This window comes from Kocuria varians (assembly GCF_006539885.1).
In the GTDB taxonomy this organism is placed as follows: Bacteria; Actinomycetota; Actinomycetes; order Actinomycetales; family Micrococcaceae; genus Kocuria; species Kocuria varians.
Genome location: NZ_BJNW01000011.1, coordinates 62,397 through 81,334, shown reverse-complemented (window position 1 = coordinate 81,334; position 18,938 = coordinate 62,397). Strand labels below are relative to the sequence as shown.

Sequence of the window (18,938 nt, the reverse complement as noted above, 5' to 3'; positions counted from 1 at the left end):
GCCACATGTCCGCCCCGGGCCGGAGCCTCGTGCCCGTCACACGGCGTCGCGGGGGTCGCGGCGCACCCGGGCGGCACCCGGACCCGTGGTCTACGATCGGGCGCGTGAGCTCTTCAACCACGGTTCCCCCCGCCCCTGCCACTCACGACGGCGCCGCGCCGCCCGCACCGGTCACCCGCACCGACCGCTCGTGGGCCGTCCTCGCCCTGGTGTGCTGCGTGGTGGGCTTCGCGGCCTCCGCCGTTCTCGTCGCCGAGCGGCTCGCGATCTTCCAGGACGCCGGCCATCGCACGAGCTGCGACATCAACGCGTGGCTCTCGTGCGGCACCGTGATGCGCACCCCCCAGGCGGAGCTCTTCGGCTTCCCCAACCCGTTCATCGGGATCGTGGCCTACGCCGTGGTGGCCGCCGTGGCCCTGGGCGTCCTGGCCGGGGCGCGCTTCGCCCGCTGGTACTGGGTGCTGCTGTGGCTCGGGATCGCCGCGGGCTCGGTCTTCACCCTGTGGCTGTGGTGGCAGACCACGTTCCACATCAACGCCCTGTGCCTCTACTGCATGGTCGTGTGGTGCGCCCAGACGGTGCTGCTCGCCCACACGACCGCCCGCATGCGGCGCGCCGGGATCTTCGGCACCGCCGGTCGGGACACGGACGCGGGGCTCTCCGCGTGGGCGTGGCTCAGCGCGGTCGGTGCCCTGGTGATCGTCTTCGGCGTGATTGCCGTGCGCTTCTCCACGGTCATCTTCGCCTGAGTTCTCCCGGACCGCGGGCTCGGCGTCACGGATTCGCTCCTCCGGGACGGGCCCCGGGCCAGGGCCAGGGTCCTGGAACCCGGCACACGACGACGGCGCGCCGTCACCTCTGGAAGGTGGCGGCGCGCCGTCGTCGTCGTACGGTCTGCGGCTCAGCCGAACCAGATGCCGATCTCGCGCTCGGCGGACTCCGGAGAGTCCGATCCGTGCACCAGGTTCTTCTGGACCTTCTCGCCCCAGTCACGGCCGAGGTCGCCGCGGATGGTGCCGGGCGCGGCAGTGGTGGGCTCGGTCGCACCGGCGAGGCTGCGGAAGCCCTCGATCACGCGGTCGCCCTCGACGACCGCGGCCACCACGGGCCCGGACATCATGAACTCCACGAGCGGCTCGAAGAACGGCTTGCCCTGGTGCTCCGCATAGTGCTGCTCCAGGACCTCCCGGGTCGCTGTGACGCGCTTGAGCTCAGCCAGGGTGTAGCCCTTGGCCTCGATGCGGGCGAGGATCTGGCCCGTGAGTCCTCGCTGGACGCCGTCCGGCTTCACGAGGACGAGGGTGCGCTGCGTCATGTGGTTCTCCTTGCTGTTCGGTGCTTTCACTGGTTGTTGCTCTCGGCCCCGCGCGGAACCCTGGTGTCGGGGCTCCCGTGCGGGGACCCTGGGTTCGGCACGAGCCTATCGGCCGGGGCCCGGTGGAACGGCTCAGCCCTGGGCCGACTCCGCTCCGTCGTGCTCCTCGTCCCAGCGCCGCTGCTCCTCGGCCCGCTGCGCGTTCTCGCGGTCCATGCTCCCGCCCTTGACCACGGCGTACCACCAGGCCAGGGCGCACATGAGGCCCACGCCGAACATCGCCGGGACCAGGAAGCCCGTAGCGATCAGGACGATCTGCAGCACCCACCCGAAGGCGTAGCCCCAGGGCCTGCGCAGCACGGCGCACGCCATGACGAACACCACGGCGAGCACCACGGCACCCACCATGAGCCAGATCTTCCCCGGGGTGCTCCAGTCCCGCGCCACGAGTCCGTAGGCGGCGAGCCCCGCGAAGAACACGATGAAGGCCTCGATGCTCAGCACGCTCGAGGCGAACATCGTCTTCACGGAGCCCTTCTTTTTGGGGCGGCCGGGGCGCCATTCACGCTGCGCCTTGGTCATGCGGGCCATGCGGTTCCTTTCAGGGGTGCGCGGTGGGGGTCAGAGGCCGAGCAGGGCACGCGCTTCACCCACCACGGTCACGGAGCCGGTGATCAGCACGGCGCCGTCGTTGGCGTGGCGGTCCGCGGCGTCCTGGATCGCGGCGGAGCAGGCGTCGTCGAGCCGGGGTGCCACGTGCACCACGTCCTCGTCGAAGCCCATGTCCACGGCGATCTCCGCGAGCTCCTCCGGGTCCATCGCACGTGGCGAGTGGGAGCGGGTGCACCACAGCTCCACGGCCACCTCCCGGTACTCGTCCGCGAGCACGCGGAACATCGCCTCCGAGTCCTTGTCCTGCAGCACGCCGACCACGAGGTTCAGCTTGGAGAACGTGAACGCCTCGCGCAGCGCGCCCGCGGAGGCGAGCAGACCGTGCGGGTTGTGGGCGGCGTCGAGCAGCACGGGCGGGGCCGTGCGCACGAGCTCCAGGCGGCCGGGCGAGGCCACGGCCCCGAGGCCCGCGACCACGAGCTCCTGGTTCAGCGGCTTCTCGCCACCTCCCAGCAGCGCCTCCACGGCGGCGAGCGCCACCGCGGCGTTCTGCGCCTGGTGCGCGCCGAACAGCGGGAGCATGAGGTCCTCGTAGCGGGCGGCGAGGCCCTGCACGGTGATGACCTGTCCGCCCACCGCGGTGGAGCGCTCGGCCACCCAGAACTCGACGCCCTCGAAGCGGAACGGGTCGGAGAGCTCGGTCGCGCGCTCGAGCAGCACCTGGGCGGCACCGGGCTGCTGCGCGGCGCTGACCAGGAAGCCTCCCTGCTTGATGATCCCGGACTTCTCCCCCGCGATCTCCTCCACGGTCTCGCCCAGGCGGTCCGTGTGGTCGAGGTCGATGGGAGTGACCACGGAGACCGCGGCGTCGGCCACGTTGGTGGCGTCCCAGGACCCGCCCATGCCCACCTCGAGCACCATGACGTCCACGGGCTCGTCCGCGAAGACGGCGAACGCGAGGACGGTGAGGATCTCGAAGTAGGTCAGCCGCGGGGCACCGTCGGAGTCCAGGTGGCGGTCCACGAGGTCCAGGTACGGGGCGATCTCGGAGTAGATCCGCAGGAACGTCTCGTCCGCCACGGGCTCGCCGTCGATGCTGATCCGCTCGGTCACGCGGTCCAGGTGGGGGCTCGTGTAGCGCCCCACCCGCAGGTCGTGGGCGAGCAGCAGGGACTCGACCATGCGTGCGGTCGAGGTCTTGCCGTTGGTCCCGGTCACGTGCACCACCGGCGCGCTGCGGTGCGGGTCCCCGAGGGCGTCCACGGCGAGCTGCACGGCGTCGAGCCGCGGTGCCATGGCCTCCTCGGGCGCGCGCCCCAGCAGGTACTGGTACAGGTCCTCCACCGAGGTGAAGTTCTCGTGCTCCTGGGCGCCGCTCATGCCTCGACCACCTCCACGCTCACGGCGAGCTCGTCCGCGGGGACCGCCTCGAGCTCCACGGACAGGGTCTCCCCCGCCACGAGCTCGCGGTGGGCCTCCACCGCGGCCACGGTGGCCACGTCCGCGGCCACACGCGTTCGGATGCGGTCCGAGACGTTGAGGTCCGCGTCCTTGCGCGCCTGCTGGATCGCACGCACGACGTCGCGGGCCACGCCCTCGGCGCGCAGCTCGTCGGTGAGCTCGGTGTCCAGCACCAGGAAGCCGCCGCCGGGCAGCACGGTGACGGCGCGCGCGGAGCTCGCCGCGGCGTCGTCGACGACCGTCACGAGCTCGTACTCGCCCTCCTGCAGGGTCACGGACCCGGCGACGACGCCGCCGTCCTCCGTGACGGACCAGTCGCCCGTCTTCGTGGCCCTGATGACCTGCTGCACCTGCTTGCCCAGGCGCGGTCCCGCGGCACGCGCGTTGACCTTGAGCTCCTGGGAGATGCCGAAGTCCGCGGCGGAGACCTCCTCCGCGTCCACGAGGGTCACCGACTTGAGGTTGAGCTCGTCCGCGATGATCTCCTGGAACGTGCCCTCGAGCGCGTGGGCGCCCGGCACGGCCACCGTCATGCCCGCGAGCGGCTGGCGCACGCGCAGGCTGTTCGCCTTGCGCAGGCCCGAGCCGGCGGAGCAGATGGCGCGGGTGCGGTCCATGGCCGTGACCAGGTCCTCGTCCCGCGGGAACAGGGAGGCGTCCGGCCAGTCGGTCAGGTGCACGGAGCGCCCGCCGGTGAGCCCGCGCCAGATCTCCTCGGAGATCAGCGGCAGCAGCGGTGCGCTCACGCGGCACAGCGTCTCCAGGCACGTGTACAGGACGTCGAAGGCCTGGGTGTCCTCGTCGAAGAACCGCCCGCGCGAACGGCGCACGTACCAGTTGGTGAGCGTGTCCATGTAGCTGCGCAGCCGCTCGGCCGCCGCCCAGATGTCGTACGCGTCGAAGAGCCGCTTGGTGTCCGTGACGAGCGCACCCGTCTCGGCCAGGATGTAGCGGTCCATCACGTGCTCGGCGTCGTGGCGCAGCTGTGCGTCGTAGCCCTGCCCGCCGCGGGCGGCGTTCGTGTAGAGGCCGAAGAAGTGGTAGACGTTCCACAGCGGCAGCAGCATCTGCCGCACGCCGTCGCGGATACCCTGCTCGGTGACCACCAGGTTCCCGCCGCGCAGGATGGGCGAGGACATCAGGAACCACCGCATGGCGTCCGAGCCGTCCCGGTCCAGGACCTCGTTCACGTCCGGGTAGTTGCGCAGGGACTTGGACATCTTCTGCCCGTCCGAGCCGAGCACGATGCCGTGGGAGATCACGTTGCGGAACGCCGGGCGGTCGAACAGCGCGGTGGCCAGGATGTGCAGCGTGTAGAACCAGCCGCGGGTCTGGCCGATGTACTCCACGATGAAGTCGCCGGGGTTGTGCGTCTCGAACCACTCGCGGTTCTCCATGGGGTAGTGCACCTGGGCGTAGGGCATGGACCCGGAGTCGAACCACACGTCCAGCACCTCGGGGACGCGGCGCATCACGGACTGCCCCGTGGGGTCGTCCGGGTTGGGGCGCACGAGGTCGTCGATCCACGGCCGGTGCAGGTCCACCTCGCCGGAGGCGTTGCGGGGCAGCCGGCCGAAGTCGCGCTCGAGCTCCGCGAGGGAGCCGTAGACGTCGCGGCGGGGGTACTGGGGGTCGCTGGACTCCCACACCGGGATGGGCGAGCCCCAGTAGCGGTTGCGGGAGATGGACCAGTCGCGGGCGTTCTCCAGCCACTTGCCGAACTGGCCGTCCTTGACGTTCTCCGGGATCCAGTTGATCTCCTGGTTCAGCTCCACCATGCGGTCCTTGAACGCCGTGACGCTCACGAACCACGAGGACACCGCCCGGTAGATCAGGGGGTTCCGGCAGCGCCAGCAGTGCGGGTAGGAGTGCTCATAGGACGCCTCGCGCACCAGGGCGCCGCGCTCCCGCAGGTCGCGCACGACCGTCCGGGTGACCTCCTTGTCGAACACGTTGTGCCCGGACAGTGCGGCCAGCGGGGCGCCCGCGGCCAGGGACTCGTCCGTGAACAGGGGGTAGAAGCGCCCGCTCTCGTCCACGGAGAGCACCACCGGGATGTCGTGCTCGGCGCACGTGAGCTGGTCGTCCTCGCCGTAGGCCGGGGCCTGGTGCACGATGCCGGTGCCGTCCGTCGTCGTCACGTAGTCCGCGACCAGGACCTGCCAGGCCCGCCCGGTGCCGAAGCGCTCGGCGTCCGTGAAGTAGTCCCACAGGGGGCGGTAGCGGATGCCCGCGAGCTGGGCACCCGTGTAGCGGGCGGTGACGGCGTCGCGCACCGCGGCGGCGGGGTCCTCGGCGTCGCCGTAGCCCAGCTCCTTCGCGTAGGAGCCGGCGAGGTCCGCGGCCACCAGGAAGCGGCGGCCCTGCAGCTCACCGGCACCCGGGACGAGGACGTACTCGATCTGCGGGCCCACGGCGAGCGCCTCGTTGGTGGGCAGGGTCCACGGCGTGGTGGTCCACGCGATGGCCTCCGCGCCGGCCAGGGCGGCGGCGACTTCCGGCTCGGCGGCCCAGGAGGTGTCCTCGGAGAGCTCGAACGCGACCGTGACGGAGGTGTCCTGGCGCATCTTGTAGACGTCGTCGTCCATGCGCAGCTCGTGGTTGGACAGCGGCGTCTCGTCCTTCCAGCAGTACGGCAGCACGCGGTAGCCGGAGTAGACGAGGCCCTTGTCGTCCAGGGCCTTGAACGCGCCGATCACGGACTCCATGTAGTCCGGGTTCAGCGTCTTGTAGTCGTTGTCGAAGTCCACCCAGCGGGCCTGGCGGGTGACGTAGTCCTGCCACTCGCTCGCGTAGGTCATCACGGAGGCGCGGCAGGCGTCGTTGAACTTGTCGATGCCCATCGACTCGATCTCCTGCTTGTCCGTCATCCCGAGCTGCTTCATGGCCTCGAGCTCGGCGGGCAGGCCGTGGGTGTCCCACCCGAAGCGGCGCTCCACGCGGCGACCCTGCTGGGTCTGGTAGCGGGCCACGAGGTCCTTGACGTAGCCGGTGAGCAGGTGCCCGTAGTGGGGCAGGCCGTTGGCGAAGGGAGGGCCGTCGTAGAAGACGAACTCGTTGGAGCCGTCCACGCCGCTCTCGCGCTGGTCGATGCTCGCCTGGAAGGTGTGGTCCAGCTTCCAGTACTCGAGGACGCGCTCCTCGATCAGCGGCAGGCGCGGCGCGGCGGGGACGCCCTGCGCGGCGGGGTCGGTGCTCGCCTTGGGGTACACGAAGGACTCTGACACGGTGCTCCATCCTGAGATGACAATGGTTCAGGATGCGAGGACGCTCGGGCGCACGGGGCGCCGGTGGCGCGGTACCACCTCGCTTGTCCGCCGTGCCGCCGGGGGTGCCGACGACGCCGCGGGCCGCTCGTTGAGGGCTGTCACGTGCCCGGGACGTCCGGTTCTACTGGGGCACGGCGGCCTGTTCTTCCGGAGGGGCTCCCCGGTGATGGCCGGATCAACGCCCGTGCGCACGCGGCGCACCGGACCATGATAGCGCGCCCGGCGGCGTCGTCGTGCGACCCCGCGCCCTGGTTCCCGGGCCTGTGCCCGCAGCACCACCTCGTGCCGCGCCGCGGTCTCACGCGGCGGGGCGGAACCTCACCCGGCCGTCACGGACCTCGGCCGGGTACACGGGCAGGGTGTACTCGCCGCCGGCCACGCACTCGCCCGTGGCGAGGTCGTAGGTCTCCTTGTAGAGGGGCGAGGCGACCGTGTGCCGCTCCCCGTGGCGCCCGACGATCCCGCGCGCGATCACCAGTGCCCCGGAGCGGGGGTCGCGGTGGTCGGTCACGAAGACGAGGTCGTCGTTGGTGCGGATCACCGCGTACTCGTGCCCCGCGACGATCGCCGCCTCCCCCCAGTTGACCTCGAGGTCCTCCAGGGCGCAGAGGTCCACCCAGCCCTTCGGGTCCGGGAGGGCGGGCTCCCGGTCGCGGGTCTCGTGGGACGCGGTGGCGTCCATGGAAAGCCTCCCTCCGCGCCGCGTGGGCGCCAGATATTTCGCATTCTCGGCGCTAATCTAGCAGTGTCGTGCTCGTCACGGGCGCGGCACCACCGTCCGACGCAGGAAGGACACCCCATGACAGCCCTCCCCGAGCCCCGCTCCGTCCTGGTCCTCGGAGGCGGCCCGGCCGCCTTCCGCCTGGTGCGCGCCCTCACGGAGCACGACGGCGACCCCCTGGACGTCACCGTGCTCACGGACGAGCCGTACACGCCGTACGACCGCGTGGCGCTCGAGACGCTCTTCGACGACCCCCAGCGCGACCTCACCCTCGGTGACGGCTCCCTGTGGCGGCGCCCTGACGTCCACCTGCTCACCGGAACCCGGGCCGTGTCCCTGGACCGCCAGCGCCGCGTGGTCACGGACGACCACGGCGCGCAGCACGCCTACGACGACGTCGTGCTCGCCACCGGCTCCAGCGCCGCCGTGATCCCGATCCCCGGCTCCGACCACACACACGTGTTCCGCGGCGTGGACGACGTCCGCGCGATGGTCCGCGAGGTCGAGGACCTGGAGCAGCGGCTCGGCAGGACGCCGCGCGCCGTCGTCGTGGGCGGCGGTCTGCTCGGGCTGGAGGCCGCGCAGGGCCTGCAGCACGTGGGCGCCGAGGCCACGATCCTCGACGTCGCCTCGTGGCTGCTGTCCGTGGAGCTGGACGAGGCCGCCGGGCACATGGTCAACGACCTGATCCGCGGCACCGGGATCGGCGTGCAGTGCGGCGCGTTCATCTCCTCCGTGAACCTGGACCAGGACGGCCACGTGGTCTCCGTGTCCCTCGCGGAGTCCCTCGGGGACGAGTCCGAGCTGCGCACGATCGACGCGGACCTCGTGGTCATGGCGGCGGGCATCCGCCCCAACGACGACCTCGCCAAGAGCTCAAAGCTGCCCCTGGGACCGCGCGGCGGTGTGGTGGTGGACGAGCACTGCCGCACCGAGGACCCGCACGTGTGGGCCATCGGGGAGGTCGCGCACATCCTGGGGCGCACGTGGGGTCTCGTGGCCCCGGCGAACGCCATGGCCGAGGCCGCCGCCGTGAACCTGTGGGGCGGGGACGCCACCGTGGCGGACTTCGACGTGGCCACCACCCTGAAGTTCTCCGGAGTTGAGGTCGCGGGCTTCGGGGACCGGCTGGGGAAGACCCCCGGGTGCGTGGCGGTCAGCTACGCGGACCCGGTGCGCGGGGCGTACCAGAAGGTCGTGGTCTCCCGGGAGGACGGCACCCTGCTGGGCGGCGTCTTCGTGGGCGACGCCTCCCCCTTCGCCTCGCTGCGCCCCCTGCTGGGGCGCCAGCTGCCCGCCGAGCCCGGCGCCTACCTCTCCGCGGCCGGCGGCGAGGGCCCCGGTGACATGGAGCTGCCCGACGACGCCGTGCTGTGCTCGTGCAACAACGTGGACTTCGGCACGGTGCGCGCCGCCGTGGACGCCGGCAACCGCGACGTCGCCTCCCTCAAGAAGTGCACCACCGCGGGCACCCAGTGCGGCTCGTGCGTGCCCATGCTGGAGAAGACCCTCGCCCAGCGCATGAAGGCCCTGGGCCTCTCCGTCTCCAGGGCGCTGTGCGAGCACTTCGAGATGTCCCGCCCGGAACTCTACGAGGCCGTGCGCAGCACCGGGCTGCAGGACTTCGAGTCCGTGCTCGCCCGCTTCGGCACCGGCGCGGACGGCTGCGCCGTGTGCAAGCCCACCGTGGCCTCGATCCTGCACTCCCAGGTGCACGCCTACTCGCTCGACGGCGGACGCGGCACCCTGCAGGACACCAACGACCGCAACATGGCCAACATGCAGAAGGACGGCACCTACTCGGTGGTCCCCCGCGTGCCCGGCGGCGAGATCACCCCGCACAAGCTCGGCGTCCTCGCCGCCGTGGGCGAGAAGTACGGGCTCTACACCAAGATCACCGGCGCCCAGCGCATCGGCCTCTACGGTGCACGTCTCGAGCAGCTGCCCCAGATCTGGCAGGACCTCGTGGCCGAGGGCTTCGAGTCCGGCTCCGCCTACGGCAAGGCCCTGCGCAACGTGAAGTCCTGCATCGGCAGCTCCTGGTGCCGCTTCGGCGTGCAGGACTCCGTGGCGCTCGCCGTGGAGCTGGAGAACCGCTACCGGGGCCTGCGCTCGCCCCACAAGTTCAAGTTCGGTGTCTCCGGCTGCAGCCGCGAGTGCGCGGAGGCCCAGGGCAAGGACGTGGGCGTGATCGCCACCACGAACGGGTGGAACCTGTTCCTGGGAGGCAACGGCGGCTCCAACCCGGCGCACGGGCGGCTCTTCGCCAAGGACCTCACGCGCGAGGAGCTGCTGCGCTACGTGGACCGCTACCTGATGTACTACATCCGCACCGCGGACCGGCTGCAGCGCACCGCGCGCTGGTTCGAGGAGCTGGACGAGACGTACGGCGACGGAACCCAGCACGTGCGGGAGGTCGTCATCGAGGACTCCCTCGGGATCTGCGCGGACCTGGAGGCAGAGGTCGCACGCCACCTGGACGCGTACGAGGACGAGTGGGCCGCCACGCTCGCGGACCCGGAACGGCTGCGCCGCTTCCGCGCGTTCGTCAACGAGCCCGCCGGTGCCCCCGCGGACCTCGACGCCCGGATGTACGTGCTGGAGCGCGACCAGATCCGCCCCGCGACCCCGCAGGAGGTCGAGGAGTCGGAGGCCGGCACGGGCCACAAGGTGCTGCTGTCCGGGGCGAAGATCCCCGTCGGCCGCCCCTGAGGCACACCGACGCAGACGGTCAGTCCCGGCCCAGGGCGGCCACGCGTCCCACGAGGATCACGGCCGGGGCCCTCACCCCGCGCCGCTCGGCCACCTCGGCGATGGTGGCGAGGTCCGCCACGGTGCAGCGCTGGGTGGGGGTCCAGCCGCGCTCCACCACGGCCACCGGGGTGTCCTCCGGGTAGCCGGCGTCCCGCAGCGTGCGGGAGTGACCGGCCAGTCCGCGCACGCCCATCATGAGGATCAGCGTGTGGCCGTCCCGGTACGGCACATGCCGCAGCTCCTCGTGCGCCGTGATGACCGTGAACCCGTGGGCGATGTCGCGATGCGTCACGGGGATCCCAGCGGCGGCGGGAACGGAGATCGCCGAGGTCACCCCGGGCACCACCTCCGTGGCCACGCCGTGCGCGTGGCAGAACTCGACCTCCTCGCCGCCGCGGCCGAACACGAACGGGTCCCCGCCCTTCAGCCGCACCACACGGTGGCCCTGCCGCGCCTCGTCCACCAGGGTCTGGTTGATCCGGTCCTGGGTGAGCTTGTGGTAGCCGGCGCGCTTGCCCACGTCGATGATCCGTGCGTGCTCGGAGAGCTCGGACAGCAGGGAGGTGGGACCGAGGCGGTCCGCAACCACCACGTCCGCCCCCGCGAGCAGATAGCGTCCGCGCACGGTCAGCAGCGCCGGGTCACCGGGGCCACCACCGACGAGCGCCACGGTGCCCGAAGTCTGAGCGCCGGGTTCACGATCCGCTCCGTCCGTGCCGGGGCGCCGCGCCGTCACGGGCACCTCCCCGGACGAGAGCCGGGCCGAGATCCAGGCGGCCACCCGCTTGGCGCGGGAGGGGTCGTTCGCGGCGTTGACGGCCACGGTCACACCGTGGTCGCGGACGGTCGCGGGCACGTGGGCGGTGGCGTGCTCGGCGTCGCCTCCCTTCACGCAGAAGACCCGGCGCTGCTCCGCGTGCCGCGCCACGGTCTCCTGCACCGCCCGGGAATCCGTGTGGGCGAGCACGAGCCACGCGCCGTCGAGGTCCTCGGGGCGGAAGCCGCGCGCGTGCCAGGTCAGCTCCCCCGCCGCCCCGAGGTCCCGCAGGGCGTCGGTGACGTGGGGTGCCACGACGTGGACCGCCGCGCCCTCCGCGAGCAGCGGCACCACACGGCGCTCGGCGACCGCACCGCCGCCGACCACCAGGACGCGGCGTCCGGACAGGTTCAGGCCCAGGGGGTAGGTCATGGCCGTGGGGCTCCTCGGGGCGGACGGCCGATGGCGACGAAGCCACGGTCGTCCTCGTGGCAGTACGGGTTCGCGTCCGCAGCGGTCCGGCGCGCACCGGGGTGAACGGGGCGCTCCGACCCGTGGCACTGCGGCGCGGTGGGGTCCCCGCCATGCTACGTGCGCGGCCCGGGCGCCGGGTTCGCGCCGTCACACGGGCGTCACGCGGCGTCGTGCGTTGCGCCCGACGCTTCGGCCCGGAGTTCGCGGCTCCCGGCTCAGAGCCTTGCCGGGCCTGCCGCACCGCGGGCACGGCCTCACTCGGTGGCGCTGCCCATCCGCCAGTAGCCCATGAACGAGATGTCCTTCTTGGGGACCCCGGCGCTCACGCACATCCGGCGCATCGACTTCACGCACGAGGACTCCGCGGCGAGGAACCAATAGGTCCCGCGCCCGCCGCTGTCCGCGGTGTCCCACACGAAGGGCAGGTCGTCCCGCGGCTCCTGGTCCGCGGCGAGCTGCCACGAGTGCCGCGAGCGCTCGGCCAGGCGTTCCCACAGCCACAGCTCCAGGGCGAGGTTGCGGGCCTGGTGGCCGCGCGGCAGCCACGTCCAGGACAGCTCCGTGCCGCTGTCGAGCGTCACGCGCAGGGCGCGGTCCTCGGGGGACGACGCCGCCCGGGCCAGGGCGCGGGGACCGGTGGCCACGGCGGCGTCGTCGTCCGCGGGGACCTCCACGGCCACCGTGAGGCGGCGCGGGGGCTGTGCCGCGGCACTGCGGTCGACCGCGAGGGACACGCCGCGCTCGACACCGTCCACGATGGAGGCCAGTGCGGGCAGGGCGGTCTCGTCCCCGGCGAGCACGACGTCCTGGCCGGCGGCGCGGGCCTCGTCCCACACGGCCCACCACGGGGCGTCGCCGGAGGGCAGCAGCATCTGCACCGGGTCGCCCTCGCGCACCGTGCTGCCCCACGTGGCCCCGGGACCCATGCCGTGCTCGGGGTCGTCGTGCAGGACCACGTCGACCGCGAGCTCGGGCACCAAGGCGCCGTCGAGCTCGACCGTGGCGGCGTCACGCACGGTGTACGTGCGGATCCACCCGGTGTCCTCCCGTGGGGCGGCCATGAACTCCCGGCGCCAGCGGGCCATGTCGGAGACGTCCACGTCCAGCAGCGTGCCCGGCTGCGGAGGGATCAGCAGCTTGAAGTAGGCGTCCGCCCGCGGCCCCGGACCCTGGGCACCCCACGGCACGGCGCACAGCTCGTCCCCGGCCACGCGGACGCGCACCAGGTGCTCGCTCAGCTGCTCACGGGCGGTGACCGTGGCTCGCACGCACTCGAGGCCCGTCATGAACGCGCGCCCAGCGCCCGGAGCACAGGTCCGGGAGGCATGACCGGAAGGGGTCCCCCGGCAATGACCGGTGCCGTGGCGGTGGTGGCCACCACCCCGGAGACCCGAGTGCTGACCGCGCCACGGCACCCACGGTGCACGGGGTGCCGGAGCGCGGCCGGCGCGTTCCCTCGACGAGACATGACGCTCCTTGATGGCCTCAGCAGATGAGGCAAGCCTAACCTGATCACCTCGCCCATGAGGTCTCCGCTCGCACGTCAGCGCCCGGTGCGGATCACCTTGTGCGGGGCGGCCTGGGCCACCGGCTTGAGCACGAGGGTGTCGATGTCCACGTGGTGCGGCAGCTCCACGGCGAACGCACACACCTCCGCGACGTCCCGGCCCGTGAGGGGCTTCTCCACGCCCTCGTAGACCCGGTCCGCCGCCTCCTGGTCCCCGCCGAGCCGCCGCAGCGAGAACTCCGGCGTGTGCACGAGGCCCGGGGCGATGTCGACAACCCGCACGTTGTGCTCCGCCTCCTCCAGCCGCAGCGCCTCGGTCATGGCCCGTTCCGCGTGCTTCGCGGCGTTGTAGCCGCCCCCGCCCTCGTACGCCCGCTGGGCCGCGATCGAGGTCAGGTTCAGCACGGTGCCCTCGCCGTTGGCGCGCAGGGCCGGCAGGAACGCGCGGATCACGCGCAGGGTGCCCAGCACGTTGACCTCGTACATCCACTGCCACCCGTCGACGTCCGCGTCCGCGACGGCGTCCGTTCCCCGGGCGCCGCCCGAGATGTTCAGGACGGCGTCCACCGTGCCCTGCTCGGCGAGCACGCGGTCGCGCAGGGCGTCCACCTGCGCCTGGTCTGTGATGTCCGTGGGCACCGGCAGCGCGCCCGTGCGCCGCGCGAGGTCCGTGAGGCGCTCCTCGCGCCGGGCCACCGCGTACACGGTCCAGCCGCTCGTGCGCAGCCGTTCCACGGTCGCCTCCCCGATGCCCGTCGAGGCCCCGGAGACCACCGCGACCTTTCCCTCGCCGAGGGCCGCCGGGGCCGGGTACTGTGCTGCGCCGTTCGTCGTCATGCCCCCAGTCTAGGAAAGGCCGACGACGCCGTGCCCGCCCGGGTGCCCCGCGGCGTCGTCGTCCCCGTCGTCCCCGTCGTCCCGCGGCCCGCGGAACCGTGCGGGGGCACGGAGGCGCCGTGAGAGACTGGAAGGCATGGCACACGAGATGACGGGTACAGACACGCCCACGACCTTCGACAGCACAGCGGCCGCCGCAACGGTGGTCGTCCCCGAGAAGCCCGCTCTGGAGGGCCTCGAGGAGAAGTACTCCGCGCAGTGGCGCGAGAACGGGACCTACGCGTTCCGCGAGGACACGGACCGGGCCTCCGTGTACTCGATCGACACTCCCCCGCCCACGGCGTCGGGTTCCCTGCACGTGGGGCACATGTTCTCCTACACGCAGACGGACGTGATCGCCCGCTACCAGCGCATGAGCGGCAAGAACGTCTTCTACCCGCTGGGCTGGGACGACAACGGCCTTCCCACCGAGCGCCGCGTGCAGAACTACTACGGCGTGCGCTGCGAGCCGGGTCGGCCCTATGTGGAGGGCTACCGCCCCCCGGAGAAGCCCGCCAAGAACCAGCGCGACTGGGACGTCGTGTCCCGCCAGAACTTCATCGAGCTGTGCGAGGAGCTCGCGGTCGAGGACGAGAAGGTCTTCGAGCACCTCTTCTCCACGCTCGGCCTGTCCGTGGACTGGAACCGCACCTACCGCACCATCGACGCCCACTCCCGCAAGGTCTCGCAGCTCGCGTTCCTGAAAGACCTCGAGGCCGGCAACGCGTACATGGCCGAGGCCCCCACCATGTGGGACGTCACCTTCCGCACCGCGGTGGCCCAGGCCGAGCTCGAGGACCGCGAGCGGGAGGGCGCCTACCACCGGATCTCCTTCCACCAGCAGGACGGCGGGAAGGTGTTCATCGAGACCACCCGCCCCGAGCTGCTCCCGGCGTGCGTGGCACTCGTGGCCCACCCGGACGACGAGCGCTACCAGCACCTCTTCGGCACGACCGTGCGCTCCCCGCTCTTCGACGTGGCGGTCGAGGTCCGGGCGCACCCCCTGGCCAAGCCGGACAAGGGCTCGGGCATCGCCATGATCTGCACGTTCGGCGACCTCACGGACGTCACCTGGTGGCGCGAACTGAACCTGCCCACCCGTGCCCTGATCGGCCGCGACGGCCGCTTCCAGGCGGAGCAGCCCGAGTGGATCGCGGACGGCGCCCCCGCCGAGCGCTACGCGCAGGTGGCAGGCAAGACCGTGTTCTCCGCGCAGAAGGCCGTGGTGGAGATGCTCGTCGCGTCCGGTGACCTGGAGGGCGAGCCGCGCAAGATCATGCACCCGGTGAACTTCTACGAGAAGGGCGACAAGCCCCTTGAGGTGGTCACCTCGCGCCAGTGGTACATCCGCAACGGCGGCCGGGACACCGAGCGGCGGGACGTGCTGATCCAGCGCGGCCGCGAGATGGCGTGGCACCCCTCGTTCATGCGCTCGCGCTACGAGAACTGGATCGAGGGCCTCAACGGCGACTGGCTGATCTCCCGCCAGCGCTTCTTCGGCGTGCCGTTCCCCGTCTGGTACCCGCTGGACGCGTCCGGCGAGCCGGACTACGAGCACCCCGTGCTCCCTTCCGAGGAGCAGCTGCCCGTGGATCCTGCGACGGACACCGCTCCCGGCTACACCGAGGACCAGCGCGACCAGCCGGGCGGGTTCATGGCGGACCCTGACGTGCTGGACACCTGGGCCACCTCCTCCCTGACCCCGCAGATCGCCACCGGCTGGGGCGTGGACCCCGAGCTGCACGCGATCACGTTCCCCATGGACCTGCGCCCCCAGGGCCACGACATCATCCGCACCTGGCTCTTCTCCACCGTGGTGCGCGCCGAGACCCTCGCCGGGACCGTGCCGTGGACCAACACGGCGCTGTCCGGGTGGATCCTGGACCCGGACCGCAAGAAGATGTCCAAGTCCAAGGGCAACGTGGTGGTCCCCACGGACGTGCTCGAGAAGTACGGCGCGGACGCCGTGCGCTACTGGGCCGCCTCCGCGCGGCTCGGTGCGGACACCGCGTACGACGAGGGGCAGATGAAGATCGGCCGCCGCCTGGCCATCAAGCTGCTCAACGCCTCCAAGTTCGTGCTGGCGCAGGGCGTCACCGAGGCCTCCGTGCTGGGTTCCGGCACGGACGCCTCCGTGGTCGTCAACGACCTCGACCGCTCCCTGCTGGCCCAGCTCGCGGACGTCGTGGAACGTGCGACCACTGCGTTCCGCGAGTACGAGTACGCCCGGGCGCTGCAGCTGATCGAGTCCTTCTTCTGGACGTTCACGGACGACTACGTGGAGCTCGTCAAGGACCGCGCGTACGGCTCCCGCGGTGCCGAGGCGCAGGCCTCGGTGCACGCGGCCCTCGCCACGACCCTGGACACCCTGCTGCGGCTGTTCGCGCCATTCATCCCGTTCGCCACGGAAGAGGTGTGGTCCTGGTGGCGCACCGGCTCCGTGCACCGCGCCTCCTGGCCCGTCACGGACGGCTACGCGGGGCTGGCACGCGACGGCGATCCCGAAGTCCTGACGGTGGTGGGCGAGGCCCTGTCCGGGTTGCGCAAGTCGAAGTCCGAGGCCAAGGTCAAGCAGCGCACCGCCGTGGTGTCGGCCACCATCTGCGCCCCGGCGCACGTGCTCGCCCGGTTGCGCGGCGGCCTGGACGACCTCAAGGCGGCAGGCAACGCCGCGGACGTCACCCTCACGGATGCCGACGGCGAGCTGGCCGTGAGCGACGTCGTGCTGGAGCAGACCGAGCAGGCCTGACCCCCGGCGAACGACGTCCGTGTCGACCGACGACGCGTCGGAGAGCGACCCGGTGACCTCGACAGGCCACCGGGTCGCTCTCCGCATGAACCACCGACTCCTCCCCGCGTGGGGAGCCCCCCCTTACGCCAGAAAGCTCGGTCCAATGAAGAAGTCCCTCTCCCTCGCTGCCGTGGTCCTCCTCGCGCTCACCGGTTGCTCTGCCGGTCAGAACAGGACCGGCTCCTCGCAGGAGGCCTCCGACCACGGCACGTACGAGGGCGTGACGAACTGGGAGGGCTCCGGAGACGACGGCGTGGCGTTCAGGGCCACAGCGGACGTGGCAGCCCCGGCCGGGGTCGAGGAAGCACGCACGCTGATGAAGAAGTCGGAGACGCCCCTGCACTTCCTCGCCGTGACAGTGGACAACATCCACGGCACGCAACCGGTCAGTGCCAGCAGCGCCTCCTTCACCACTCCCGAGGGCGAGCTCGTCGAATACACGATGGTCGGCGACTACCTCAACGACTACGACGCCGCCGAGAGCGAGAGCGGTGACGCCGAGAACCGGGTCATCGAAGTGCACAACGCGTTCTCCAGCGACGAGTACGAGGTGGTCGCGGGACAAAAGAAGACGGTGGTGCTCGCCTCGGACCACGACTACCCGCACGACGTCACGCACGCCACCGTCAACGGGACGACGTCGCTCGCGCCGTCCGAGACCTCTGCCGAGACCGACAAGGCCACGGGAGCGCCCGAGCCCAGCGAGGCCGTGGGCAGCAACGACAAACTGGCCGACCTCAACGGGACCACGTTGAAGGACAATGACATCAACTTCCGGATCTTCAGCCCCAACGCGCAGAAGGACCTCAACGCCGCAATGCCTACGCAGCTGAAGGGTGCCTGGGGCGCGCTGTGCTCCAACGCCGCCACCGAGGAGCAGCTGAAAGAGACGGGAGCCACCGCGAACGGGCACCACTGGCGACCGTTCCAGTACGCGGTGTCGGAGAGTGGCGTGGGAGCCCTCAGCGGCAACGCCGACTACAAGGAGTACGAAGCCGCGTCTCTGGCAGAGATGTCCCACGGCGGGGTCTGCGCCGTGATCCAGTCGGCCGACGAGTCCGCCGCCGCGGAAACCCACTTGGCGACCGTCGGCCACTACCTGGGCAACTCGACGCTGGAGAGCACTGTCGAGGTGAAGTGATTCCCGCACCACGGGACGTGGAAGAACTGCCGGTGCTCAGCAGGGCCAAGTAGCGCCGCCGCAGTACATTTTCCAGCCCCCCGTGGGTGATGATGGACGGGTGACTCTGCCCTCCGCGCCTCCCCGTTCCGGCGACTGCCGGTTCCTGCGACGGACCGGCCGCATCCTGCGCCGCGCGGTGCAGGTCGGCGTCGTCGGTCTCGTGCTGCTCACGGTTGCCAGCGTGGTGGGCAACGCCGTAACCACCCCGCCCGACACCCTCGAACCCGAGGCGGGCGCGTACGCGGACGTAAGCGGCGTGGCCGTCCACTACGAGCACTGGGCCGCGACCGGGAAGCACACCTCCGCCGACCCCGCGCCCGTGGTCCTGCTCCCCGGCTTCGCGGAGTCCACGGTCGCCTTCCGCGCCACCGCACCCCTGATCGCCGCGCAGGGCCGGGACGTCTACGCGTTCGACCTCCCCGGATTCGGCTACACCCGCGGCGGGGACACCGAGGACGTGCGGTTGCAGGCGGACCTCGTCGCGGGCTCGATCCGGGCGCTGGGAATTCCCCGGCCCGTCGTCGTCGGCCACTCCCTGGGCGCGGCCGTGGCCGGGGGAACCGCGCTGTGGCATCCGGAGGACGTGGGCGGTGTGATCTTCGCGGACGGCGACGCCCAGGACCTGAACTTCGGTGACGGCACCTGGCGGGCCCGCATCGCCCGCCTGCCGTACACCACGAGCGCGTACCGGATCTTTACCCGCTTCACGTGGCTCAACCGCGCGGCCTTGGCCGGCTCGTGCGGCTCCGCGTGCACGGCATTCGACGGTGACGACGGCGCCCGCCTCGCCCAGCAGTGGATGCGCCCGCTCATCCAGGGGGACGTGGAGCACTCCCTGCTGGGCAGCGCCGGGCGCAGCGGCATCCTGCATCTGCAGGAGGACCAGACGCGCGCGGTCACCGTTCCCCGCGCCATCATCTGGGGTGCGGAGGACACCCGATCCGGGGGCTCTCTCCAGGACACCCGGGACCGGCTCGGACACCCGGAGGAGCGGATCGTCGACGGGGCCGCGCACGACGTCATGAACGCCCAGCCCCGGGCATTTGCCGACGCCGTCGGGGCCCTCACGGACGGCATGGACCGGCACTAATCCCGCCTGGTTTCGGCCGGAGGCGGTAACGGCACGCCCCCCCGGGCGCCCGAACGGCGGGACGGGCTCACCTGGAGCGGCTCGCGGGGCAGCCCCGAGGACGACACACCCCCGCCCCGGTGACCTTC

13 protein-coding genes are annotated in these 18,938 nt (G+C 71.7%); 5 read left to right on the top strand and 8 right to left on the bottom strand.

Annotated elements, in window-relative coordinates; translation table 11 throughout:
• Nucleotides 1-104: 104 nt before the first annotated feature.
• Nucleotides 105-749 (top strand): vitamin K epoxide reductase family protein, encoded by a 645-nt coding sequence (locus KVA01_RS07350; protein WP_307723019.1) that lies wholly within the window; start codon nt 105-107, stop codon nt 747-749.
• 152 nt (nt 750-901) lie between these two features.
• Here KVA01_RS07350 and ndk read toward each other — a convergent pair whose 3' ends face one another.
• The 5 genes from ndk to nirD all read right to left on the bottom strand — a co-directional run bounded on the left by ndk (nt 902) and on the right by nirD (nt 7,339).
• Entirely contained in the window at nt 902-1,315 is a 414-nt protein-coding gene (gene ndk / locus KVA01_RS07345) for a nucleoside-diphosphate kinase (RefSeq protein ID WP_055083885.1), read from the bottom strand.
• Nucleotides 1,316-1,447: 132 nt separating this feature from the next.
• A complete protein-coding gene (locus tag KVA01_RS07340; RefSeq protein WP_068469017.1) occupies nt 1,448-1,906 on the bottom strand; it encodes a DUF4233 domain-containing protein in 459 nt (152 codons plus the stop codon).
• Nucleotides 1,907-1,936: 30 nt separating this feature from the next.
• Entirely contained in the window at nt 1,937-3,307 is a 1,371-nt protein-coding gene (locus KVA01_RS07335) for a bifunctional folylpolyglutamate synthase/dihydrofolate synthase (protein WP_068469016.1), read from the bottom strand.
• Nucleotides 3,304-6,615 (bottom strand): isoleucine--tRNA ligase, encoded by a 3,312-nt coding sequence (gene ileS, locus KVA01_RS07330; protein WP_068469015.1) that lies wholly within the window; start codon nt 6,613-6,615, stop codon nt 3,304-3,306. The genes KVA01_RS07335 and ileS overlap by 4 nt, the downstream gene beginning before the upstream one ends.
• Nucleotides 6,616-6,955: 340 nt before the next feature.
• On the bottom strand, nt 6,956-7,339 hold the full coding sequence (nirD, locus tag KVA01_RS07325; RefSeq protein ID WP_082810315.1) for a nitrite reductase small subunit NirD: 384 nt from the start codon (nt 7,337-7,339) through the stop codon (nt 6,956-6,958).
• A 117-nt stretch (nt 7,340-7,456) separates the two neighbouring features.
• On the opposite strand from nirD, the gene nirB reads away from it, so the two are divergent.
• Nucleotides 7,457-10,090 carry a nitrite reductase large subunit NirB gene (nirB, locus tag KVA01_RS07320; protein WP_068469014.1) on the top strand — a complete coding sequence of 878 codons (2,634 nt, stop codon included), beginning with the start codon at nt 7,457-7,459 and terminating at the stop codon, nt 10,088-10,090.
• Between the two features lie 19 nt (nt 10,091-10,109).
• Here nirB and cobA read toward each other — a convergent pair whose 3' ends face one another.
• The 3 genes from cobA to KVA01_RS07305 form a co-directional block, all read right to left on the bottom strand.
• Nucleotides 10,110-11,321: a uroporphyrinogen-III C-methyltransferase gene (gene cobA / locus KVA01_RS07315; protein WP_068469013.1), complete on the bottom strand. Its 1,212-nt coding sequence runs from the start codon at nt 11,319-11,321 to the stop codon at nt 10,110-10,112.
• Between the two features lie 296 nt (nt 11,322-11,617).
• Nucleotides 11,618-12,649: a siderophore-interacting protein gene (locus KVA01_RS07310; protein ID WP_068469011.1), complete on the bottom strand. Its 1,032-nt coding sequence runs from the start codon at nt 12,647-12,649 to the stop codon at nt 11,618-11,620.
• Nucleotides 12,650-12,906: 257 nt separating this feature from the next.
• Nucleotides 12,907-13,707: an SDR family oxidoreductase gene (locus KVA01_RS07305; protein WP_141269524.1), complete on the bottom strand. Its 801-nt coding sequence runs from the start codon at nt 13,705-13,707 to the stop codon at nt 12,907-12,909.
• Between the two features lie 136 nt (nt 13,708-13,843).
• Here KVA01_RS07305 and valS point away from each other — a divergent pair, with 136 nt between their 5' ends.
• The 3 genes from valS (at nt 13,844) to KVA01_RS07290 (ending at nt 18,810) form a co-directional block, all read left to right on the top strand.
• Entirely contained in the window at nt 13,844-16,495 is a 2,652-nt protein-coding gene (gene valS / locus KVA01_RS07300) for a valine--tRNA ligase (RefSeq protein ID WP_141269522.1), read from the top strand.
• A gap of 145 nt (nt 16,496-16,640) precedes the next feature.
• Entirely contained in the window at nt 16,641-17,678 is a 1,038-nt protein-coding gene (locus KVA01_RS07295; RefSeq protein WP_141269520.1) for a hypothetical protein, read from the top strand.
• Nucleotides 17,679-17,778: 100 nt separating this feature from the next.
• The gene (locus tag KVA01_RS07290; protein ID WP_170221129.1) at nt 17,779-18,810 is read left to right on the top strand and encodes an alpha/beta fold hydrolase; all 1,032 of its coding nucleotides are present in this window, start codon (nt 17,779-17,781) and stop codon (nt 18,808-18,810) included.
• The last annotated feature ends 128 nt before the right edge of the window (nt 18,811-18,938 follow it).

What these genes read in the sequence shown, in the direction of transcription:
- nirD (WP_082810315.1), bottom strand. Translation starts at nt 7,339, where the DNA reads ATGGACGCCACCGCGTCCCACGAGACCCGCGACCGGGAGCCCGCCCTC.
- KVA01_RS07335 (WP_068469016.1), bottom strand. Translation starts at nt 3,307, where the DNA reads ATGAGCGGCGCCCAGGAGCACGAGAACTTCACCTCGGTGGAGGACCTG.
- cobA (WP_068469013.1), bottom strand. Translation starts at nt 11,321, where the DNA reads ATGACCTACCCCCTGGGCCTGAACCTGTCCGGACGCCGCGTCCTGGTG.
- ndk (WP_055083885.1), bottom strand. Translation starts at nt 1,315, where the DNA reads ATGACGCAGCGCACCCTCGTCCTCGTGAAGCCGGACGGCGTCCAGCGA.
- KVA01_RS07305 (WP_141269524.1), bottom strand. Translation starts at nt 13,707, where the DNA reads ATGACGACGAACGGCGCAGCACAGTACCCGGCCCCGGCGGCCCTCGGC.
- nirB (WP_068469014.1), top strand. Translation starts at nt 7,457, where the DNA reads ATGACAGCCCTCCCCGAGCCCCGCTCCGTCCTGGTCCTCGGAGGCGGC.
- KVA01_RS07295 (WP_141269520.1), top strand. Translation starts at nt 16,641, where the DNA reads ATGAAGAAGTCCCTCTCCCTCGCTGCCGTGGTCCTCCTCGCGCTCACC.
- KVA01_RS07340 (WP_068469017.1), bottom strand. Translation starts at nt 1,906, where the DNA reads ATGGCCCGCATGACCAAGGCGCAGCGTGAATGGCGCCCCGGCCGCCCC.
- valS (WP_141269522.1), top strand. Translation starts at nt 13,844, where the DNA reads ATGGCACACGAGATGACGGGTACAGACACGCCCACGACCTTCGACAGC.
- KVA01_RS07310 (WP_068469011.1), bottom strand. Translation starts at nt 12,649, where the DNA reads ATGACGGGCCTCGAGTGCGTGCGAGCCACGGTCACCGCCCGTGAGCAG.